The organism is Cellulomonas sp. ACRRI, assembly GCF_022346185.1.
GTDB lineage: Bacteria > Actinomycetota > Actinomycetes > Actinomycetales > Cellulomonadaceae > Cellulomonas.
On the sequence record NZ_JAKRMS010000089.1, the window covers coordinates 1 to 18589 of the forward strand.

The 18589-nt window shown below is 77.2% G+C and carries 18 protein-coding genes and 1 pseudogene; 13 read left to right on the plus strand and 6 right to left on the minus strand.

Going from position 1 to position 18589, the window contains the following annotated elements; translation table 11 throughout:
• Positions 1 to 299 precede the first annotated feature (299 nt).
• From MHY85_RS14890 to MHY85_RS14915, 6 genes are all read left to right on the plus strand, one after another.
• A complete protein-coding gene (locus MHY85_RS14890; RefSeq protein ID WP_239197677.1) occupies positions 300 to 1286 on the plus strand; it encodes an L-lactate dehydrogenase in 987 nt (328 codons plus the stop codon).
• 12 nt (positions 1287 to 1298) lie between these two features.
• The gene (locus MHY85_RS14895) at positions 1299 to 2555 is read left to right on the plus strand and encodes an SLC13 family permease (RefSeq protein WP_239197643.1); all 1257 of its coding nucleotides are present in this window, start codon (positions 1299 to 1301) and stop codon (positions 2553 to 2555) included.
• Positions 2556 to 2642: 87 nt separating this feature from the next.
• A complete protein-coding gene (locus tag MHY85_RS14900; RefSeq protein ID WP_239197645.1) occupies positions 2643 to 4319 on the plus strand; it encodes an FAD-binding dehydrogenase in 1677 nt (558 codons plus the stop codon).
• Positions 4320 to 4667: 348 nt separating this feature from the next.
• A complete protein-coding gene (locus MHY85_RS14905; protein ID WP_239197647.1) occupies positions 4668 to 5258 on the plus strand; it encodes a hypothetical protein in 591 nt (196 codons plus the stop codon).
• 46 nt (positions 5259 to 5304) lie between these two features.
• On the plus strand, positions 5305 to 6267 hold the full coding sequence (locus MHY85_RS14910) for an ATP-dependent DNA ligase (protein WP_239197649.1): 963 nt from the start codon (positions 5305 to 5307) through the stop codon (positions 6265 to 6267).
• Positions 6268 to 6349: 82 nt separating this feature from the next.
• Positions 6350 to 7303, plus strand: a complete 954-nt coding sequence (locus MHY85_RS14915) for an ATP-dependent DNA ligase (protein ID WP_239197651.1) — start codon at positions 6350 to 6352, stop codon at positions 7301 to 7303.
• Positions 7304 to 7353: 50 nt separating this feature from the next.
• Here MHY85_RS14915 and MHY85_RS14920 read toward each other — a convergent pair whose 3' ends face one another.
• A complete protein-coding gene (locus MHY85_RS14920) occupies positions 7354 to 7548 on the minus strand; it encodes a DUF2180 family protein (protein ID WP_239197653.1) in 195 nt (64 codons plus the stop codon).
• Positions 7549 to 7674: 126 nt separating this feature from the next.
• Entirely contained in the window at positions 7675 to 8583 is a 909-nt protein-coding gene (locus tag MHY85_RS14925; protein ID WP_239197655.1) for a DUF368 domain-containing protein, read from the minus strand.
• Between the two features lie 152 nt (positions 8584 to 8735).
• Here MHY85_RS14925 and MHY85_RS14930 point away from each other — a divergent pair, with 152 nt between their 5' ends.
• The 7 genes from MHY85_RS14930 to MHY85_RS14960 all read left to right on the plus strand — a co-directional run bounded on the left by MHY85_RS14930 (position 8736) and on the right by MHY85_RS14960 (position 14029).
• Positions 8736 to 9395, plus strand: coding sequence for a hypothetical protein (locus tag MHY85_RS14930; protein WP_239197657.1), 660 nt, complete (start codon positions 8736 to 8738; stop codon positions 9393 to 9395).
• Between the two features lie 73 nt (positions 9396 to 9468).
• The gene (locus MHY85_RS14935) at positions 9469 to 10011 is read left to right on the plus strand and encodes a hypothetical protein (protein ID WP_239197659.1); all 543 of its coding nucleotides are present in this window, start codon (positions 9469 to 9471) and stop codon (positions 10009 to 10011) included.
• On the plus strand, positions 10008 to 10589 hold the full coding sequence (locus tag MHY85_RS14940) for a SipW-dependent-type signal peptide-containing protein (RefSeq protein WP_239197661.1): 582 nt from the start codon (positions 10008 to 10010) through the stop codon (positions 10587 to 10589). The genes MHY85_RS14935 and MHY85_RS14940 overlap by 4 nt, the downstream gene beginning before the upstream one ends.
• On the plus strand, positions 10586 to 11218 hold the full coding sequence (locus MHY85_RS14945; RefSeq protein ID WP_239197663.1) for a hypothetical protein: 633 nt from the start codon (positions 10586 to 10588) through the stop codon (positions 11216 to 11218). Before MHY85_RS14940 ends, MHY85_RS14945 begins: the two co-directional genes overlap by 4 nt.
• Entirely contained in the window at positions 11215 to 12711 is a 1497-nt protein-coding gene (locus tag MHY85_RS14950) for a hypothetical protein (protein ID WP_239197665.1), read from the plus strand. The genes MHY85_RS14945 and MHY85_RS14950 overlap by 4 nt, the downstream gene beginning before the upstream one ends.
• A complete protein-coding gene (locus MHY85_RS14955; RefSeq protein ID WP_239197667.1) occupies positions 12708 to 13373 on the plus strand; it encodes a hypothetical protein in 666 nt (221 codons plus the stop codon). The genes MHY85_RS14950 and MHY85_RS14955 overlap by 4 nt, the downstream gene beginning before the upstream one ends.
• Positions 13370 to 14029 (plus strand): signal peptidase I, encoded by a 660-nt coding sequence (locus MHY85_RS14960; RefSeq protein ID WP_239197669.1) that lies wholly within the window; start codon positions 13370 to 13372, stop codon positions 14027 to 14029. The genes MHY85_RS14955 and MHY85_RS14960 overlap by 4 nt, the downstream gene beginning before the upstream one ends.
• On the opposite strand, the gene MHY85_RS14965 is transcribed toward MHY85_RS14960, so the two are convergent.
• The 4 genes and pseudogenes from MHY85_RS14965 to MHY85_RS14980 all read right to left on the minus strand — a co-directional run.
• Positions 13917 to 14615, minus strand: a complete 699-nt coding sequence (locus MHY85_RS14965; protein ID WP_239197671.1) for a flavin reductase family protein — start codon at positions 14613 to 14615, stop codon at positions 13917 to 13919. The two genes, MHY85_RS14960 and MHY85_RS14965, sit on opposite strands and share 113 nt — an antisense overlap.
• A 76-nt stretch (positions 14616 to 14691) precedes the next feature.
• On the minus strand, positions 14692 to 15276 hold the full coding sequence (locus MHY85_RS14970; protein ID WP_239197673.1) for a hypothetical protein: 585 nt from the start codon (positions 15274 to 15276) through the stop codon (positions 14692 to 14694).
• A 121-nt stretch (positions 15277 to 15397) separates the two neighbouring features.
• A complete protein-coding gene (locus MHY85_RS14975) occupies positions 15398 to 17338 on the minus strand; it encodes a S1 family peptidase (RefSeq protein ID WP_239197675.1) in 1941 nt (646 codons plus the stop codon).
• A 259-nt stretch (positions 17339 to 17597) separates the two neighbouring features.
• Positions 17598 to 18589, minus strand: a pseudogene (locus MHY85_RS14980) (hypothetical protein); the annotation flags it as partial.

Consider the following 18589-nt stretch of genomic DNA (forward strand, 5'->3'; position numbering starts at 1 on the left):
TCCCGACCTGCGCCCCCGCCCTGCGCCCCGCGGCCGCGCGGCCGGGGCCCGGGCGCCCCGCGGCCGCGCGGCCGGGGCCGGGGCGGCCCGGGACCGCACGGCCTACGGTTTCCGGCCCCGCCCTCGGCGATCTCGGCAGGCCGGGCCGGGAAGCGTAGGTCGCGCGCCCGTCGACGGGCGGCGGCCGCCGCGCGTTCCCCGCCGGCCCGGTGCCGCTTAGCCTGGAGCCCGCCGGGGACGCCGGTGCACGCGCGGCGAGAGGGGATGCTGTGGCAGGGGAGCGGGAGAGCGTCGGGGGACTGGACCAGCCGGCGGAGGGCGGGACCGTGCCGGTCCGGCCGCCGACCGCCAAGGTGTCGGTGATCGGGGCCGGCTCGGTGGGCGCGACGCTCGCGTACGCCGTGCTGATGCGCGGCGCGGCCCGGGAGGTCGTGCTGCACGACATCGACACGACCAAGGTCCGGGCGCAGGCGCTCGACCTGGCGCACGGGATCCAGTTCATGCCGATGGCGCACGTCGTCGGCACCGACGACATCACGGCCTGCGCCGGGTCGGACGTCGTGGTGGTGACGGCGGGGGCCAAGCAGGAGCCCGGGCAGAGCCGGACGGACCTCGCGCGCGCGACGGTCGGGCTGATGCGCACGCTGATGCCGCGACTCGCCGAGGTCGCACCCGACGCGGTGTTCGTGATGGTGACCAACCCGGTGGACGTCGTCACCTACGCCGCGCTCCGGTACACCGGCCTGCCGCGGGAGCAGGTGCTCGGCTCCGGGACCGTTCTCGACTCGTCGCGGTTCCGCTACCTCGTCGCGCAGCACGTGGGCGTGGCGGTGCAGAACGTGCACGCGTACGTGGCCGGCGAGCACGGCGACACCGCGGTGCCGCTGTGGACCGCGGCGACGATCGGCGGCGTCCCGCTGCTGGAGCTCGACCCGCTCCCGGGCCGGGAGCCGCTGACCCAGGAGGTCCGGGACCGGATCGCGCACGACGTGGTGCACGCGGCGTACGAGATCATCGCCGGCAAGGGCGCCACCAGCTACGCCATCGGGCTGGCCGGCTCCCGGATCGTCGAGGCGATCACGAACGACGAGCACCGGGTCATGCCGGTGTCCTCCCGGCTGGACGGGTACGGGGATCTCGGCGACGTCTGCCTGTCGGTGCCGACGGTCGTGAGCCACGCCGGGGCCGGCACGCCGCTGCGGGTGCCGCTGTCCGAGCAGGAGGCCGCCGCGCTGCGGCACTCCGCCGACACCCTGCGCGAGGTCGCGCGGCCGCTCGGTCTCTGAGCGGGCCGGGACGTGTCGGACGCCGCGCTCAGCCTGCTCGTGCTGGGCGCGGCCGTCGCCCTGCTGATCTGGAACCGGCTGCCGGCGGCGCTGGTCGCCGTCCTCACCGCCCTCGCGCTGGCCGCCACCGGGGTGCTGACCCAGCAGCAGGCGCTGGCCGGGTTCGGCGACCCGGTCGTCATCTTCATCGCCACGCTGTTCGTGCTGAGCGAGGGGCTGCAGGCCACCGGCGTCACGGCGTGGGCGGGCGACCGCCTGCTCGAGCGGGCGGGCACCTCCCGCGGCCGGGTGCTGGTGGCCGTCATGGCGCTCGCGGCCCTCACCTCGGCGCTCGTCACCCCCAACGGCGCCGCTGCCGCGGTGCTGCCCGTCGCGGTGCTCGTCGCCCGCCGGGTCGGCCTCGCGACGTCCCGGCTCGCCATCCCGCTGGCGTACGCGGCGAGCGCCGGGGCCCTGCTGACCCTCAGCGGCAGCCCGGTGAACGTCATCGTGTCCGACGCGCTGGCCGAGGCGACGGGGGAGCGGTTCGGGTTCGTCGAGTTCGCCTGGCTCGGCGTGCCGCTGACGCTGATCACGGTCGCCGTCACGGTGCTGCTCGGCGGGCGGCTGCTCCGGGACCGCGTGCCCGCGACGCCGCCGGAGGGAGCCACGGTGCACGAGGACGTGCGGCTCGGGTGGCCGGCGGCCCGCGCCGTCGTGGTGCTGGCCGCGACGATCGCCCTGCTGGCGTCCGGGGCGGTCGCCCCCGCCACCGCGGGGCTGATCGGTGCGGTCGCGATGGTGCTGGCGGGCGTGGTGCGGGTCCCCCGAGCGCTGCGGGCGGTGCCCTGGGAGACGCTCGTCCTGATCGGCGGGCTGATCCCGCTGTCCGTCGCGATCGCGGAGTCCGGCGCGGCCGACCTGGTCGCGGACGTGGTCGTCGGGGTGGTGCCGGAGGGCGACGGGCGGCTGCTGCTGGTGGCCCTGTTCGTGCTCACCGTCGCGCTCGGGCAGTTCGTGTCGAACGCGGCGACGGTGCTGGTCGTGGCGCCGATCGCGCTCGCCTCGGCGGAGCACGTCGGCGTCGCCGCGGCGCCGGTCCTGATGCTGGTCGCGGCCGCCGGGGCGGCGTCCTTCCTCACCCCGGTGGCCACCCCGGCGAACATGATCGTGAAGGACCCGGCCGGCTACCGGTTCGGCGACTACTGGCGGCTGGGGGCGGTGATCACGGCGGCCTGGCTCGTGGTCGTCGTGCTCGTCGTGCCGGTGGTCTGGCCGCTGCACCCCTGACGGCGTGGGGGGCGCGCCCGCCCGCCTCGCTAGGCTCGGCCCAGCCGGGGCCGCGACGGGGCGGCGCCGCGGGCGACGGGGGTGCGCGTGGACGCGGACGTCATCGTGGTGGGCGGCGGCCTGGCGGGGCTGGTCGCCGCCGACGAGCTGGTGCGGGCCGGCCGGCGGGTGGTCCTCGTCGAGCAGGAGAGCCCGGTGAACCTCGGCGGCCAGGCGTGGTGGTCGTTCGGCGGGATCTTCCTGGTCGGCAGCCCGATGCAGCGCCGGTTCGGCGTCCGGGACTCGCTCGACCTCGCGTGGCGGGACTGGCAGGGCACCGCGGGCTGGGACCGGCTGGACGGCGACCTGCCCGAGGACGCCTGGGCGGTGCGCTGGGGCCGCGCGTTCGTCGAGTTCGCCGCGGGGGAGGCGCTGCCGTGGCTGCACGAGCGCGGTGTCCGGTTCACGCCGGTGGTCGGGTGGGCGGAGCGGGGGGACGGCCTGCCCGGCGGGCACGGCAACTCGGTGCCGCGGTTCCACGTGCCGTGGGGCAGCGGCACCGGGATCAGCGAGCCGTTCGCGGACCGGGTGCGCGCGGCCGCGGCGGACGGACGGCTGGCGCTGCGGTTCCGGCACCGGGTGGACGGGCTGGTCCGCGCCGCCGGCGCGGTGACCGGCGTGCACGGCGCGGTGTTCGCCGCCGACGACGCCCCGCGCGGGGTCCGGACCAGCCGCGACGTGGTCGGGGACTTCACGCTGACGGCCCAGGCGGTGGTGCTGGCGACCGGGGGCATCGGCGGTGATCACGACCGGGTGCGCCGCTGGTGGCCCGCGCGCCTCGGCACCCCGCCGCGCACGATGCTCACCGGGGTGCCCGCCTCGGTCGACGGCCGGATGCTCGACATCGCCGCCGCGGACGGCGTGCGCCTGGTGAACCGGGACCGGATGTGGCACTACACCGAGGGGATCGCGAACTGGGCGCCGGTGTGGCCGGGCCACGGCATCCGCATCCTGCCGGGGCCGTCCTCGGTCTGGTTCGACGCGCTGGGCCGGCGGCTGCCCCCGCCGGGGCTGCCCGGCCACGACACCGTCGGCACGCTCCGGCTGCTGCGGGCCGACCCGGACCTGCAGCCGTACGACCACTCCTGGTTCGTGCTGACGCAGAAGGTGATCGAGAAGGAGTTCGCGCTGTCCGGGTCGGAGCAGAACCCCGACATCACCCGCCGCGACTACCGCCTGCTGCTCCGCACCCGGCTGGGCCGCGGCGCGCCGGGGCCGGTCGAGGCGTTCAAGGAGCGCGGGGAGGACTTCGTCGTCGCGGGCACCCTCCGGGAGCTGGTCGCCGGGATGAACGCGCTCACCGACGAGCCGCTGCTGGACCCCGGCGCGATCGAGCGCCAGGTCCGCGAGCGCGACGCCGAGCTGGCGAACCCCTTCGGGCGCGACGCGCAGCTGCAGAGCATCCGGAACGCGCGGCGGTACCGCGGCGACCGGCTCCTGCGGGTCGCCCGGCCGCACCGGGTGCTCGACCCCGCCGCCGGGCCGCTGATCGGCGTGCGGCTCCGGGTGATCACCCGCAAGACGCTCGGCGGCATCCAGACGGACCTCGACAGCCGGGCGCTCGGGCTGGACGGCGCGCCGGTCCCGGGCCTGTACGCGGCGGGCGAGGCCGCGGGGTTCGGGGGTGGGGGCGCGCACGGGTACCGGGCGCTCGAGGGGACGTTCCTGGGCGGGTGCCTGCTGACGGGGCGGACGGCCGGGCGCGCGGTGGCGGCGGCGCTCTGAGGGCCCCACGCCCGGACCCGGTGCCTGCCACCTACACGGAGGCCGCGCCCCAGGTGCCGGCCCGGGTGGACCCCTCAAAGGCCCGGGTCCCCCGCGGCTGAGTGGTGCCGCCGACGTAGCGTCGAGGACGTCGAGGCGCGCCCGGGACGCGATCCCGCGCCGCGACCGGCGTGCGGTGCGCGCGGCGGGACGGGACATCTTCTCCAGGGACCCCGGCCGCCGCGCACGGCCGGCCAGGGCCGACCGGCGCCGAGCCCGCCGGCACGCTGCGCCCCGTCCGGCGGGTCACGCGTCCCGCTCGGCGACGGCGTCCGGGCGCCGCACGACGACGACGGGAGGGGCAGGGACATGCGGAGGCTGGTGTCGCGGGTGGTCGCGGCGGCGATCGCGCTGACGGTCGGCAGCGTGCTCGGTGCCGGCGCGCTCGGCGCGTCGAGCGCCCTGCCGACCGCGGGCCTCGACCTGCGCGCCGGCGCGGGCGGGCGGGTGCCGGTGCCCGTCCCGGCCCCGGGCGGCTCGTCCAGCTTCCACATCACGGCGCGCCCCGCGGACGGCGGTCCCGCCGCCCTCACCCTCGTGCTGGGCGAGGCCACCGGCCCCGCCGGCGCGGACCTCGAGCTCACCCTGAGCGACGACACGGGCGCGGTGCTGGCCGCCGGGAGGACGCGCGGCCTGCGCGGCGCCCAGGTGACGCTCGGGCCGGCGGGCGACGAGCCGGTGACCGTGCACGGCACCGCGACCCTGCCGGAGTCGGCGCCCGCGGCCGCGGCCGGCGGCACCGTCGCGCTCGCGGTGCGCGTCGCCGCCACCCCCGACGGCGACCGCTGGTCGCCCGGCACCGGGAACCACGCGCCCGGCGGCCCCGGCGGGGGCGCCTCCCCGCGCGTGGTCCGCACCGCGCCGGCGGCGCCCACGGCGCGCCCCACCACGACGACCTGACCCGGTCCCACCGCGCCCGACCCGACCCGACCCAGAGGAGACGCCCGTGCGCCACGCCCGCGAGGCACCGATCGAGCTCGCGCTCGCCCGCCCGGTCCGGACCGTCGCCGACGCGCGGGACCTGCCCGGCGGCACGGCCTGGGAGCCGAAGTGGGACGGCATGCGGGTGCTGGCGCTCGCGGACGGCGCCGCGACCGCCCTGCGGTCCCGGCACGGCGAGGACCTGACCCTGGCGTTCCCCGAGGTGGTCGCCGCGGTCGCCGCCCACCTCCCGGCGGGCACCGCGCTGGACGGCGAGCTCGTGGTGCGGCGGGACGGCCGGGTCGACTTCGGCGCGCTGCAGCACCGGCTCGCCACCAGGCGGGCGGCCGGGTACGCCGCGCGGCACGCCCCGGCGGAGTACCTCGCGTTCGACCTGCTGCTGCGCGAGCACGTCGACCTGCGCGAGCAGCCGCTCCTCGACCGGCGGCGGGCGCTCGCGGAGCTCGCGGCGTCGTGGCCGGCCGCGCTGTCGCTGTCGCCGCTCACCGCCGACGCCGACGTCGCCGCGGGCTGGTTCCGGGACCTCGCCGGCACCGGCGCCGACGGGCTCGTCGCCAAGGGCCTCGACCAGCCGTACCGCGGCGGCGCGCGCGACTGGCTCAAGGTCAAGCACCGCTCCGCCGTCGACCTCGTGGCGACGGCGGTGACCGGACCGCTCGACCAGCCGGACGCCCTGCTCCTCGCGCTGCCCGTGGGCGGCGAGCTGGTACCCGTCGGGCGGTCCCGTCCGGTGGGCGCCGTCGCGGCCATCACGCTCGCGCGGGTGCTGACGCCGGTCGCGGGCGGCGGTGCGGCCGCTCCGGGGTCCACCGTGGCCACGGCGATCGCGCCGCTCGTCGTCGAGGTCTCGGCGGACCTCCGCTGGTCCCGCGGCGCGCTGGCCGGGCCCGCGCAGTTCCTCCGCGCGCGCCCCGAGCTCCACCCGGACGAGGTGGAGCCGGAGCCTGCGGGGCGGTCCGGCGTCTGACGGCGGTGGGTCCGCTCACCCGTCCGAACGAAATCGGACGAAACGCCACATATACGGAGGAAAGCGGGCGTACAGTTCGCGCGTGCCCCGCACCCCGGAGGACTCCAGCGGCCTGGCCCTGGCGCGCCCCGTGGCCGGCCTGCACGAGACGGTGGGGCTGCCGGGCGGCACGGCCTGGGAGCCCAAGTGGGACGGGATGCGGCTGCTCGCGCTCGCCGACGGGCCGCGCACGCTGCTGCGCTCCCGGCACGGCGACGACCTGACCCTCGACTTCCCCGAGGTGACCGGGGCGGTCGCCGCCCAGGTGCCGCCCGGGACGGTGCTCGACGGCGAGCTCGTGGTCCGCCGCTCGGGCCGGGTCGACTTCGGCGCCCTGCAGCGCCGGGCCGCCGCCGCCCGGCCCGCTGCGTTCGCCGCGCAGCTGCCGGCCGAGTTCGTCGTGTTCGACGTCATCCAGCGCGAGCACGTCGACCTGCGCCCGCAGCCGCTCATCGAGCGGCGGATCGCCCTGGAGGAGCTCGCCGCGGCCTGGGCCGGCGCCCTGTCGACGTCCCCGCTGACCGGGGACGTCGACCTGGCCGCGCGGTGGTTCCGGGACCTCGCCGGGCTCGGCGTCGACGGCCTGGTGGCCAAGGGGCTCGACCAGCCGTACCGGCCCGGCACGCGGGACTGGCGCAAGGTCAAGCACCGGTCGGTCGTGGACCTGGTGGCCACCGCCGTCACCGGCTCCGCGGTCCAGCCCGGCGCCCTGCTATTGGCGCTTCCCGTCGACGGCGAGCTGGTCCCCGTCGGCCGCTCCGGGTCGCTCGGCCTGGCGGCGGGCCTCGCTCTCGGGCGGCAGATCACGCCCCTCGGGCCGCCCGGGGGCGCGCCGTCCGCGATCGCGACCCGGATCGCGCCGCTGGTCGTGGAGGTGTCCGCGGACGTGCCGTGGGCCGGCGGCGCCCTGGCGCGACCCGCGCAGTTCCTCCGGGCGCGGCCGGAGCTGCACCCGGTCGAGGTGGAGCCGGACGCGGTCCTGGTGGCGTGCGGCTGAGGCTCGCGGTCACTGCCGGGGGGTGGCCCTCGCGGCCGGTCGGCCCGTGCTCACGGCAGGGCGCACGCCGGGCAGTGCAGGACCCGGCGGTCGGGACCGGTGGTCGGGGCGCCGACGGCGTTCGTGCGCACCCCGGACACGGTGCGCTGCGTGACGTGGGCGCCGCACACCCCCGCCCCGCAGGCCTGGCACGTCGCCACGGCGGGCACCTGCTGGCCGGTCCGCGCGTCCTCGAAGCAGTGCATGGGGGTCTCCTCGTGCTCGTTACTGGAATGACTCCAGAATAAGCAGGGCGTGCGCGGCGGGTGCGGTCGTCCTCATCGTGGGACAGGACCCCGTGGACCTGGGGCGACGCCCGCCCAGGGCCGTGGTCAGCCGGCGTCGGGCAGCGCCCGTGACCGCCGCTCCGCGGCGATCAGCCCCAGCACCGCCGCGGCGCCGAGGGCGAACATCGCCGCCGCGAGCCCCGCCTGGTCACCGGGTGCGAGCAGCGTCCGGTCGTCCTCCTGCCACGGCCACAGCGCCCGCAGCGCCCCCGCCATCACGCCCGACAGCAGCACGAGCGCCGGGCGGCGCCGGTGCTCGAGCAGCCACTGCAGGGCCTTCACGAAGCACGCCAGCCCGAGCACCATCCCGGCGAGGAACACCGCGACGTAGCCCCAGTCCCGGTCGTTCACCGCGGCGAGCGTCGGCTGGTAGAGGCCGAACGTCAGCAGCAGGAACGACCCGGACGTGCCGGGCAGCGCCAGCGCGCACGCGGCGACGGCCGCCGCGACCAGCACCACCGGGTACGTGGGGCTCAGGTGCTGCGGCGGCAGCCCGACGAGCACGAACACGATCGCCGCGACGACGAGCGCCCGGGCGACCTCGCCCGCGGTCCAGCGGCCGCCCGCCATGCGCACCGGCACGACGAGGGCCGCGGCCGTCATGCCGAGGAACAGCCCGTACAGCGGGACCGGGTGCTCGTCCAGCAGCGGCGCGAGGAACCGCACCGTGACCAGCAGCCCGGGCACGATGCCGATCAGCAGCGGCACGATCACCGACCAGCGCACCCGCGCGAGCTCGGCGCGGGCGCGGGCGCGGTCCGTGAGCGCCAGCCGCGCGGCGGTCACCGCGTGGCCCGCGCCGGTCACCGCGGTCTCGTAGACGCCGGTCACCAGCGCGACGGTGCCGCCGCTGATCCCGGGCAGCGCCTCGGCGCCGCCGACGAGGACGCCGCGGGCGAGCGACCAGAGGGTGGCGGAGCGGGACGTGGTGGCGGCGGGAGCGTCGTCAGGCACCCGTCGACGCTACGGGTGGTGGGTGGTCCAGCGCCGCGGCCGGGAGCACCTACGCAGTCCCCGGTCGGACCCGGCTGTCACCCGGAAGGGGTGGTCATCCCCAAACCGCGCGCGTAGTGACACCTACTCCTGCAGCCGCGTTGGGGGAAGAGATGAGCACAGACGCCGTCGTCGACAGGTCACGGCAGCGCAAGGCGCTGCTGGCCTGGGGGTCGCTCGCCGCGGCCGCCGCACTGATCACCACCGCTGCGTTCACCGACGCCGCCCACCTGAACCTGGGGACCAACGGCATCGGCGGCGCGGACAGCACGTACAACATCCAGGTCGGCGCCACCGACGCGCAGGGCGAGTTCGTCGCCGGCCAGTGGCAGGAGGCCGACGACCCCGCCGGCGTGCCGATCGCCATCGACGGCGCCCAGGCCGTCTTCCCGGGGTCCGACCCGATCAGCGTCGTCATCCCGGTGCGCAACGACTCGCCGGTGTTCAACTCGTCGCTCACGCTGACGCTGAGCCAGCTGCCCGACGACGCGGCGAACGGCGTGGTCACGGACGCGAACTACCTGTCGAGCCTGCGGTTCGACGTGAGCATGCCCGCCACCTCGCTGGGCGCGACCCCGGTGGCCCAGACCGACCTGACGTTCGCCCAGGTGTCGGCGCTGGTGCTGAACGACCTGGCGGCCGACGAGGAGAGCACGGTCACCCTCGCGATCCGGCTGCTGTCGCAGACCGAGTCCGGCGCGGCCTTCCCCGACAACGACCTGTCCGGCAAGGGCGCCTTCCTCCAGGCGACCTTCGACGGCGAGTCCATCTGACCCGGATCGTCGTCACCCCGGTGGGGCGGCCCGTCGGCGGCCCCACCGGGCCCCCGGACCCGGAGGAGGTCGGATGCGCGCGTCGCTGCGCCGTGCTGCGGTGCTCGCGGTCCCGGTGTGCCTGCTCGTCGCGGTCACGGCCGCCCAGGTCGTGGAGCGCGAGGACGTCCGCGTGGAGTTCACCGGGGTGACGTTCGCCCTGGAGTCCGCGGCGGCCACGACCCCGGACTGGCAGCCCGCCGCGGCGGACTGGCACCCCAGCACGGCGCCGTGGGACCTCGTGCTCGCCGACGACACGCTGCCTCCGGGCGGCACGCTCGACGTGCGGGTCGCCGTGCGCAACGCCTCGGGCACGCCCGCCGACGTGGTGCTCGACCTCGTGGACCCGGACCCGGAGCCCGACGACCTGTTCACCGCGCTGCAGGTGACCGTCGCGGAGGACGGCACCGTGCTGGCCGCCGGCCCGGCCGAGACGATCCGGGTGCCGCTGGCGGGCGAGGTGGGGGCCGACCGCGCCGACGAGCGGGTGCTCGACCTGAGCATCACCCTGCCGCTGAACACCAGGCCCGACTGGCGCACCGGGGTGCAGGTCGCGTTCGAGGGGACGAGCCGGTGACCGCGCGGAGGTGGCCGCACCGGCGAGGGCTGGCCCTCGCGGCCGTCGCCGGGGTCCTGCTGCTCGCCGGCGGCACCGCGGTCACCTATGCGGCGTTCACCGACGTCGCCGAGGCGGACCTCGGCGACGTGGGCGGGGCGTACGACATCGCCTTCCTGGACACCACCGGCACCGTCGTGCAGGGGAACCCGGACCCGTACGTGATCGAGACCGTGGTGCCCGGTCCGGGCGGCTCGACCGCGGTCGAGGTGGACGTGGTGACGACGACGCCCGCCACGGGCCCCGTCGTGCTCACGCTCACCAACCTGCGCCCCGAACCGCTCCCGCCGGACCCCGGGGTCGACGGGCCCGGTGCCGACCCGTACGACGTCGCGCTGTTCACCATCGCGGTGGACGGGCAGACCGTCGTCACCGACCACGCGGCCACCGACGGACCGGTCCTGCTCACCGGCGGGTGGACCCAGGGCGTCGCCCGGCGCGTCCAGGTGTCGGTCACGCTCGAGACGGCGCTCGGCAACCCCTACTACTACGGCCGGGCGATGGTGCTGGGCCTGCAGTTCGACGGGAGCACCTCATGACCGCCGCGGCCGCCGTCCTGCTCGCCGCCGCGCTGACGGCCGGCGGCGTCACCCTGCCCGGGGCCGCCGGCGCCGCCGGACCCGCCGACCTGGTGTCCGGGTCGACCAGCACCGTGCAGGTCGCCGTGCCCTACCCGGGGCACAGCACCGGGTTCGACGTCACCGCGCGGCCCACCGACGCGACCGCCGCGACCAGCCTGGTCCTGGTCGTCGACGGCGGCACCGGGCCGCTCGCCGACGGGCCGGACGCGCTGCAGCTCACGCTCAGCGACGCCGCGGGTGCGGTGCTGGCCGAGGGCACCGCGGCCGAGCTGGGGGAGGCGACCATCGACCTGGGCGTCCTGCCCGCCGAGGGGATCACCGTCCGCGGCACCGCCACCCTGCCGGCGTCCGCGACCGACGCCGTGCAGGGGGTGGGCCTGACGCTGACCCTCGGGCTGGTCGCGACGCAGGAGTCGCCGCCGGGTGCGCCGCCCGGTGCGCCGCCGTTCCAGTCCGGCGTGCTCGCCACGACCGGCGGGCAGGTGCTCGCCCTCGGGCTGCTGGCCGCCGCGCTCACCGCGACCGGCGTGCTGCTGCGGGCCGCGCACCGGCGCCGCGCCGGTGTGCCGCGGAGGGCGGGTTCGTGAGCCGCGCCCCGGCCCGCGCCGCCGCCCCGCACCGGACCCGCGCCCGCGCCCGCCGCGCGCTCGCCGCCGTCGCCGGGCTGCTCGTCGTCGGCCTCGCGGCGACCGCGGTGCCCGCGACCACCGCGGCGTACACGGACCGCGCCACCGCCACGACCGACGTGTTCCGGACGCCGACGACCACGTTCGTCCCGCAGCGCACGTATCTCAACGGCACGTTCACGGCCGTGCAGGACGACGGCACCCTGGCCATCTGGGGCTTCCGGGGCAACGGGCTGTCCGGCACCGGGGTCGCCACCGTCGCGCCCGCCGCCGCCGTCACCCTGCTGACCCTGCCGTCCGACGACCACCCCGACGGCGCCCGCCGGGTCATCCGCACCGCCGGCACCAGCCTCGACAACTACTACCCGACCGACGTCAACTACACCGGCATCGCGGCGCTGTCCGACGACGGGCGGGTCTACACCTGGGGCGGCAACCAGAACAACAACGTGATGGGCCGGCCGAGCACCACGGTGCCGTTCAACCAGCCCGGCCAGGTGGACATCCCGGGGACCGTCGTCGACCTGCGGTCCTCCTCCGGCGTGTTCATGGCGCTGACCGACACCGGCGACGTCTACACCTGGGGGAACCCGCAGGCCCGCGGCATCACCGGCCAGGGCGGCGCCTCGACCTCCAGCGCCACCCCGACCCGCATCCTCACCGGCGTGCACTCCATCGGCGCCGGCATGTGGAACGGCTGGGCGATCCGGGGGAACACCGACCCCGCCGACCCGCTCAGCGGCGTGCTCTGGTGGGGGTTCTCGAACGCCGCCGGCACGCTGGCCGGCGCCCCGGGCGGCGACAACACCACCGCCAACGCGAACACCCCGATCCAGTCGGTCGCCCTGTCCGCCTACACCACCTCGGGCTGCGAGGCCGTGGGGGTGGTGGCGAACTCGCCCGCGGACACCTGCGGCATCCGGTCGCTGACCGGGCACTACTACGGCAACCAGGCGATCCTCGCGGACGGCACCGTCCTCGGCTGGGGCAACGCGAGCTTCTGGGGCACCGGGCGGCCGAGCGGCACGGCCGCGGTGAACAACACCCCGACGCCGGTCGAGATGCCGATCGGCGCGCGGATGATCGCGCCCACCGAGGACTACGTGCTCGCGCTCGACACCGAGGGCTACGCCTGGGTGTGGGGCCGGTACACCCTGGCCGGCGGCCTGGACCCGGTCACCGGCGGGGCGTCCACCACCAACCCCACGCTGCCCACGCGGCTGGACTCGCTCGGCGTGGTGGAGAGCGTCGCGGGCACTGGGTACACCGGCGCGGCCGTGCGCGCCGACGGCTCGATCGCGCTGTGGGGCGGTGGCCAGACGGGCGGGCGCAACAACACCAACTCGCTGGTGCGGAACGGGTTCGCCACGACGACCACGCCCACGGGGGCGAACCAGGGGCTGACCGACCTGATCATGCCGGGCACCGTGGCGGCGACAGGGGCGACGCCATGAGGCGGCACCCCGGTGCGGCGGTACCCGCCCGGCGGCGGCTGGCGACGCTCGCCGTGTTCGCGCTCGTCCTGGTCGCGGGGACGGTCGCCACCGCCGCGGCGTTCACCGACTCCGCCCACCTCAACCTGGACTCCGAGGGCATCGGCTCGGGCGACCCGTTCGAGATCGTGCTGGTCAGCGCCGGCGGCATCGCGTTCGACGCCGAGCCCGGCACCCCGATGCCGGTCGACGTCCCGGCCCGGGACGCGCTGGTCCCGGGCCGGACCGTGCAGGCCGAGGTCCGGGTGGCGACGAACCACCCCCAGCTGGCCGCCGACGTGCTGGCGACGATCGCGGGGGAGCCGGTGGCCGGCACCCCGGACATCACCCCCTACCTGCGGCTCACCGTGCTCGGCGCCGGCGGCGAGGTGCTGCTCGGCACGGGCCCGGACGACCCGCAGGACGGCGTGCCGCTCGGCGCGACCGCCGACCTCGGCGTGCTGGCCGCCCGCGGCGCCGCCCCCGTCGAGGACGGCCAGCCGTGGACCGCGGGGGCCGCGGGGTCCGACACCACCCTGACCGTCCTGGTGCACTACCTCGACGACCCGGCCACGACCGCCCTCAACGGGGCCCAGGCGCACCTGACCGTGCGGTTCGACGCGACGTCCACGGAGGCGACGTGACCACGCGCCCGCCCGCGGCCCCCGCCGACGCCGACGGGGCGGACGCCGCCGAGGCACCCCCCGCACCGTCCCGCGGGACGCGCGTCCTGCTCGGCGCGCAGCGGGTGCTGCTCGACGTGGCCGCGGTCGTCGGCGTCGTCAGCCTGGTGGCCGTCGTGCTGTGCCTGCTGTTCTCCGTCCGCCCGGCGATCGTGCTGTCCGGCTCGATGGCGCCCGCGATCCCCGTCGGCGCGCTGACGGTGGCCCGCACCGTGCCCGCCGACACCGTGCGGGTCGGCGACGTCGTCACCGTGCCCCGGCACCAGCGGGACGGCCTGGTCACCCACCGGGTCGTGCAGGCCACCCCCGCCGGGACCGTCGCCGGCACCGGCGGCGGCGCCGCGGTCGAGCTCACGCTGCAGGGCGACGCGAACGACGAGCCCGACGCGCAGCCCTACACCGTGACCGAGGTCGGCCGGGTGCTGTGGACGGTGCCGCAGCTCGGCCGCGCGGTGGCCGCGCTGCAGCAGCACGTCGCGCTCGTCGTCGCGGTGCTGGTGGGGATCACCGCGCTGGCGACGTTCCCGGTCCGGGCCGGTACCACTCCTCGTCGATCTCCCCCAGCCGCGAGGCGTGCACGCGGGGGCCCAGGCCGTAGAACTGCTGGAAGCTCATGATCAGCGGGCGCCACCGGTCGGGGTCGATGCGGTGCGCCGTGCCCGGCAGCCGCACGCTCTCGTGCACGTGCACCCGGAGCACCCGCACCTCGAACGCGAGCGTGCCGCCCGCCGCCGCGGGGTCGTCCCGTCCGAGCGGGTGCGTGTGCACCAGCCGCGCCTCCAGGTGCACGGGGCACTCCGCCGCGCGCGGCGGCGCGACCACCTCGGCCGGCACGGGGGTGAGGCCGGCGCGGCCGAACTTGTCCGGCTCGTGCGTGTACCCGGCCGCCGCCTTGCGCGCCGGCACCGGGTCGCGGGCGGTCGTGCGGGCGATCCGGTCGACCGCCGCGACCTGGCCCGCCGACGGCAGGTTGATCACGCACTCGCCCGTCTCCCGGAGGTTGCGGGCGGTCTGCGACCGGGCGCCCAGCCCGAGGACGGCCGTGTGCCCGAGCCAGAACACCGACGACATGGGGGCGAGGTTCGGTCTGCCCGCGGCGTCCACGGTGCTGAGCAGGGCGACGGGGGTGCCGAAGTAGAGGATCGCCGGGTCCACGGTGACGTGGCCGGGCGCGAGGCTGGTGTCGCCGGAGGTCGTGGTCATGGCCGCCAGCCTGGTCCGCGGCGGGCGCCGCGTCCGGCGGCGGTCGGACCTCGCGCCGCGGGGTCGGTGGCCGCGGTCAGGGAGCCGCCCGCCACTGCCAGCCGGCCTGGGACGGCAGCCCGGCGACCGCGAGCCGGTCCGTCGCCCACAGCAGGCCGTCCCAGGGGTCGAGCCCGGTCAGGTGGTCCGCGACGTGCGGGAACAGCCGCGCCAGCACACGCGCGCAGACGTCGCGGGGCGGGTCGACGGCGGCGCCCAGGCCGCGCGCGACGTCCTCGCCGTGCACCAGCAGCTCGACGCAGCCCATCGCGGCGAAGCCCTCGGCGTCCGCGACTCCCGCGGGGTGGAACGCCCGCACGCCGGGTGCCGCGGTGCGGACGACGGCGGCGAGCACGCCGGCCCCGGTGACCGCCATCTCGACGACCTCGGCGGGGGTCGCGTCCTGGTCGGCGACGGCCGCGAACCGCACGAAGCGGTCGGCCGGCCGGGCGAGGACCTGCCCGGCGAAGGACACGAGCGTGTCGCCGACGTGCTCGGCGGTGCGCCAGGCGTCCTGCGTCCCGGTGCCCGGGACGCCGTCCCAGGATCGGTCGGTCACGGGCAGGAGGGCGCGGGCGACGCTCGCCGCCGCGGCCTCGACGTCGTCGGCGGTCACGGTCATGGCGCGACCGTACCGGCACCCCCCGACACGCCACCGCGTCCGCGCGCGCGACGCCGAGAGGGCAGAGGATGCGGGCCGCCCCGCCGGGAAGCGCGCACCTCCTGCCCTCTCGGCGCATCGGCTACGCCGCGGAACGGCGCGCGGCGTAGGTCGCGGCCGCGCCGGCCAGCAGCAGGACCGCCGCGATCGCGGCGATCAGGCCGGCCGTCCCGGCACCCGTGCGGGCGAGCGGGTCGTCGGTCGCCGTCACCGCGGGCGCGGCGGTCGCGGTGACGGTGATCCCGACCGCGGTCGCGTCGCTGGCCGCGCCGTTGATGGTCTGGGTCGCCGCGATGACGTGGTGGCCCGCGCCGAGCGCGTCACCGAGCGCCAGGGCCCAGCCGCCCGCCGTGACGTCCGCCCGCACCGCCGCCCGGTCGCCGACGGTGACCTCGACGGTGGCGCCGTCCAGACCGGTCCCGGAGACGGTGGTCGGGGCGGCGCCCTCGGGGAAGGTCGCGCCGTCGTCGAGGCCGGTGATCGCGGGTGCGACGGGGACGACCTCGAAGGTGTTCGTCATGGGCACCGACGGCTCGCCGCTGACCTGGGCCACGGTGACCGAGTACCGGCCGTAGGACAGGTCGACGGGGTGCTCCCAGGTGCCGTCGTCGGCGACCACGAGCGTCGCGGCGACCGCGCCGGACAGCTCGACCGTCTCGCCCGGGACCCCGACGCCGGCGATCCGCTGCAGGGCGGTCAGGACCCGCTCGCCGTCCCCGGGGCGGGTCACGACGGTGGCCGGCACGACGTCGTAGGCGATCTGCACCGCCGGGGACGCCGAGTACCCGCTGCGCGCGACCAGCGTGTAGGAGACGGGGCCGCGGGTGGTCGGCGCGGCGAACGACCAGGTGCCGTCGGCGGCGACGGTCACGGTCTGCGGTGCCTCCCGGTCGCTGTCGACCGACAGCACCGTGCCCGCGGGGGCGGTGCCGCTGATCATGGCCCCGGGCACGATCGTGGTGCCGGACGCCGGGCCGGTGAGGACGGGCGCGGCGAGGTCGAGCGCCACCGTGTACCCGCCGGTGCGGGCCAGGGCGGTCTCCAGGTCCGCGGCGAACATCACCGGCTGTCCGCCGGCCGTGGTGCCGCCGGACACCAGCCCGATCGCGGTGCCGTCCTGCAGCACGGCGCCGCCGGAGTCGCCGCTGTCGGACGCGACGGCGCTGAAGAACCCGTACACGTAGCGGCCCGAGACCTCGGCCCAGCCGGAGGACAGCGCGGTCCCGGAGGTGAATCCGGTCGTCCGGCCGCTCTTCACCACCGGCTGGCCCAGCTGCGCGCGGCCGACGGCGGTCACGGGCCGGGTCGACCGCGACAGGTCGGACACGGTGGTCCAGTCGGTGACGGCGGGCCGCAGCGTCAGGCCGGCGTTGGTCACGTCGATCACGGAGACGTCCGTGCTCGCGGTGTCGCCGTCGGTGCCGTCCGTGCTGCCGGGCCCGCCGTACTGCGCGAACCCGAGCGTGCCGAGCGGCGCGAGCCCGGCGACCGTGGAACCGCCGCCCGCGTCGTCGCCCGCCGGCACCGTCAGGATGCTCTCGGAGAACAGTCCGTCGCCGGCGCAGTGCCCGGCCGAGATCACGGCGGGCGCGCCGCTCGGGGAGTACCCCGAGAACCCGATCGAGCACAGCATGGCGTCGCCGTCCAGGTCCTGCGGGTCGAGCGCCGCGTAGCCCGCGCCGCCCACGACGTCGGTCGCGGCCAGCGCCTCCACGGGGCCGTCCAGCACGAGCACGTCGACGTTCCGGTGCTCGTCGACGAACTGCTCCGCCTCCGCGGGCAGGTCCCCGACGTCCTCCGTGGTCGCCACGACGACGTTGCCGTCGGCGTCCACCGTCACCGCCTCGACGCCGTCGAGCGCGAGCAGCGCCCGCGCGTTCGCGTCGAACTCCGCGCCGGACGTCGGCGTCACCGCGTCGCCGTCCTCCGCGAACGCCGCGGTGCCGACGGCGCCGGTCAGACTCGCCGCGGCGAGCGTCCCCACGGCCAGGAACGTGACCCGGCCCTTCCACCTTGCTGACATGACGGATCCTCACCCTCGACGGCGGCCCCCCGCACGCCCCACGCGGCGCTCCGCCGCCCCGCGCTCGGGAGAGCGGAGGGCGACGCCGACCGGGTGGGGCACGTCGCACGCTAGGGAGACGGGGGCGCCACTCAAGAGGCCGCGAAGGCGCGTTGGGGTGGGGCGGCAGGACGGGCGGTCCCGCTGGGGGTGTTCGCCCTCCAGCGGCGCCGACGGACGACGACGGGAGCCGGTCAGGCGACCCGCCGGGCCGGGTCCGTCAGGGGCACACCTCGGCCGCGCAGCCGCTGACCACGGTGGAGTCGTGCACGCCCATGACGAGCACGCCCGCCGTGTCCGCGTCGCCGACCTGCGCCGTGACCGGCCCCGTGCCGCCGACGACGAGGTTGGAGTCCTCGTCGGAGATCACGTTGCCGTCGCCGGAGGCGTGCACGGACAGGTCGTCGAAGCCGTCGCCGGAGACCGAGAGCGAGGTCCCGCCGGCCGGGGCGGGGCTGGTCGGCGTCGTGGACGCCGCCTCGCCCTGGGCCGGTGCGCTCGCCCCCGCCGGGGGCGTGGCCGCGTCCTCGGGGCTCTCCGGCTCCACGGACTCCTCCTCCTCGGGCTCCTCGCCCGGCTCGTCCTCGACGCCGCCCGAGGCCCCGGACCGGATCACCGACCCCGTCACGTCGACCGCGTTGATCCCGCTGGAGTCGGTGTCGCCGGTGTTCGCGTCGACGCGCCCGACGTGGTCGACGAACAGGTTGGCGTCGTCGTAGGCGATGAGGTTGCGGTTGCCGCCGACGCGCAGGGAGTGGTCCTCGTAGCCGGAGAACGCGACGTGGTCGAACATGGCCTGCGCGGCCACGCGGGGATCGGTCATCGTGCCCTGGTCGACGGAGGCCGCCCCGGTCGGCGCGGTCGCCGTCGCGGTCGTCGGTCCGGTCGTCGTCCGGACGGACGAGAGGCCCGGCTGCGCGGGGGTCGACGAGCCCGGCGTCGCACCCGACCCGTCCGGGGTGGTCGCCACCACCGACCCCTCCGGCTCCAGGACGACGGCGCCACCGGTCGAGGCGTCGCCCGTGTTCGCGACGAGCTGCCCGTCCGGCCCGACCAGGACGACGGCGCCGTCGCTCGCGACGACCTGCAGCCACGTCGGCCACGACGAGGGCGTGGCGGACGCGGGTGCCGCAGCCGGGGAGGGCGCCGAACCGGCTCCCCCGGCGGCCCCCGGACGGAGGTGGGCCTCGGGGCGCGTGCCCGGGGTGGCGG

What these genes read in the sequence shown, in the direction of transcription:
- MHY85_RS14955 (WP_239197667.1), top strand. Translation starts at nt 12,708, where the DNA reads ATGAGGCGGCACCCCGGTGCGGCGGTACCCGCCCGGCGGCGGCTGGCG.
- MHY85_RS14945 (WP_239197663.1), top strand. Translation starts at nt 10,586, where the DNA reads ATGACCGCCGCGGCCGCCGTCCTGCTCGCCGCCGCGCTGACGGCCGGC.
- MHY85_RS14920 (WP_239197653.1), bottom strand. Translation starts at nt 7,548, where the DNA reads ATGCACTGCTTCGAGGACGCGCGGACCGGCCAGCAGGTGCCCGCCGTG.
- MHY85_RS14970 (WP_239197673.1), bottom strand. Translation starts at nt 15,276, where the DNA reads ATGACCGTGACCGCCGACGACGTCGAGGCCGCGGCGGCGAGCGTCGCC.
- MHY85_RS14935 (WP_239197659.1), top strand. Translation starts at nt 9,469, where the DNA reads ATGCGCGCGTCGCTGCGCCGTGCTGCGGTGCTCGCGGTCCCGGTGTGC.
- MHY85_RS14965 (WP_239197671.1), bottom strand. Translation starts at nt 14,615, where the DNA reads ATGACCACGACCTCCGGCGACACCAGCCTCGCGCCCGGCCACGTCACC.
- MHY85_RS14975 (WP_239197675.1), bottom strand. Translation starts at nt 17,338, where the DNA reads ATGTCAGCAAGGTGGAAGGGCCGGGTCACGTTCCTGGCCGTGGGGACG.
- MHY85_RS14930 (WP_239197657.1), top strand. Translation starts at nt 8,736, where the DNA reads ATGAGCACAGACGCCGTCGTCGACAGGTCACGGCAGCGCAAGGCGCTG.
- MHY85_RS14905 (WP_239197647.1), top strand. Translation starts at nt 4,668, where the DNA reads ATGCGGAGGCTGGTGTCGCGGGTGGTCGCGGCGGCGATCGCGCTGACG.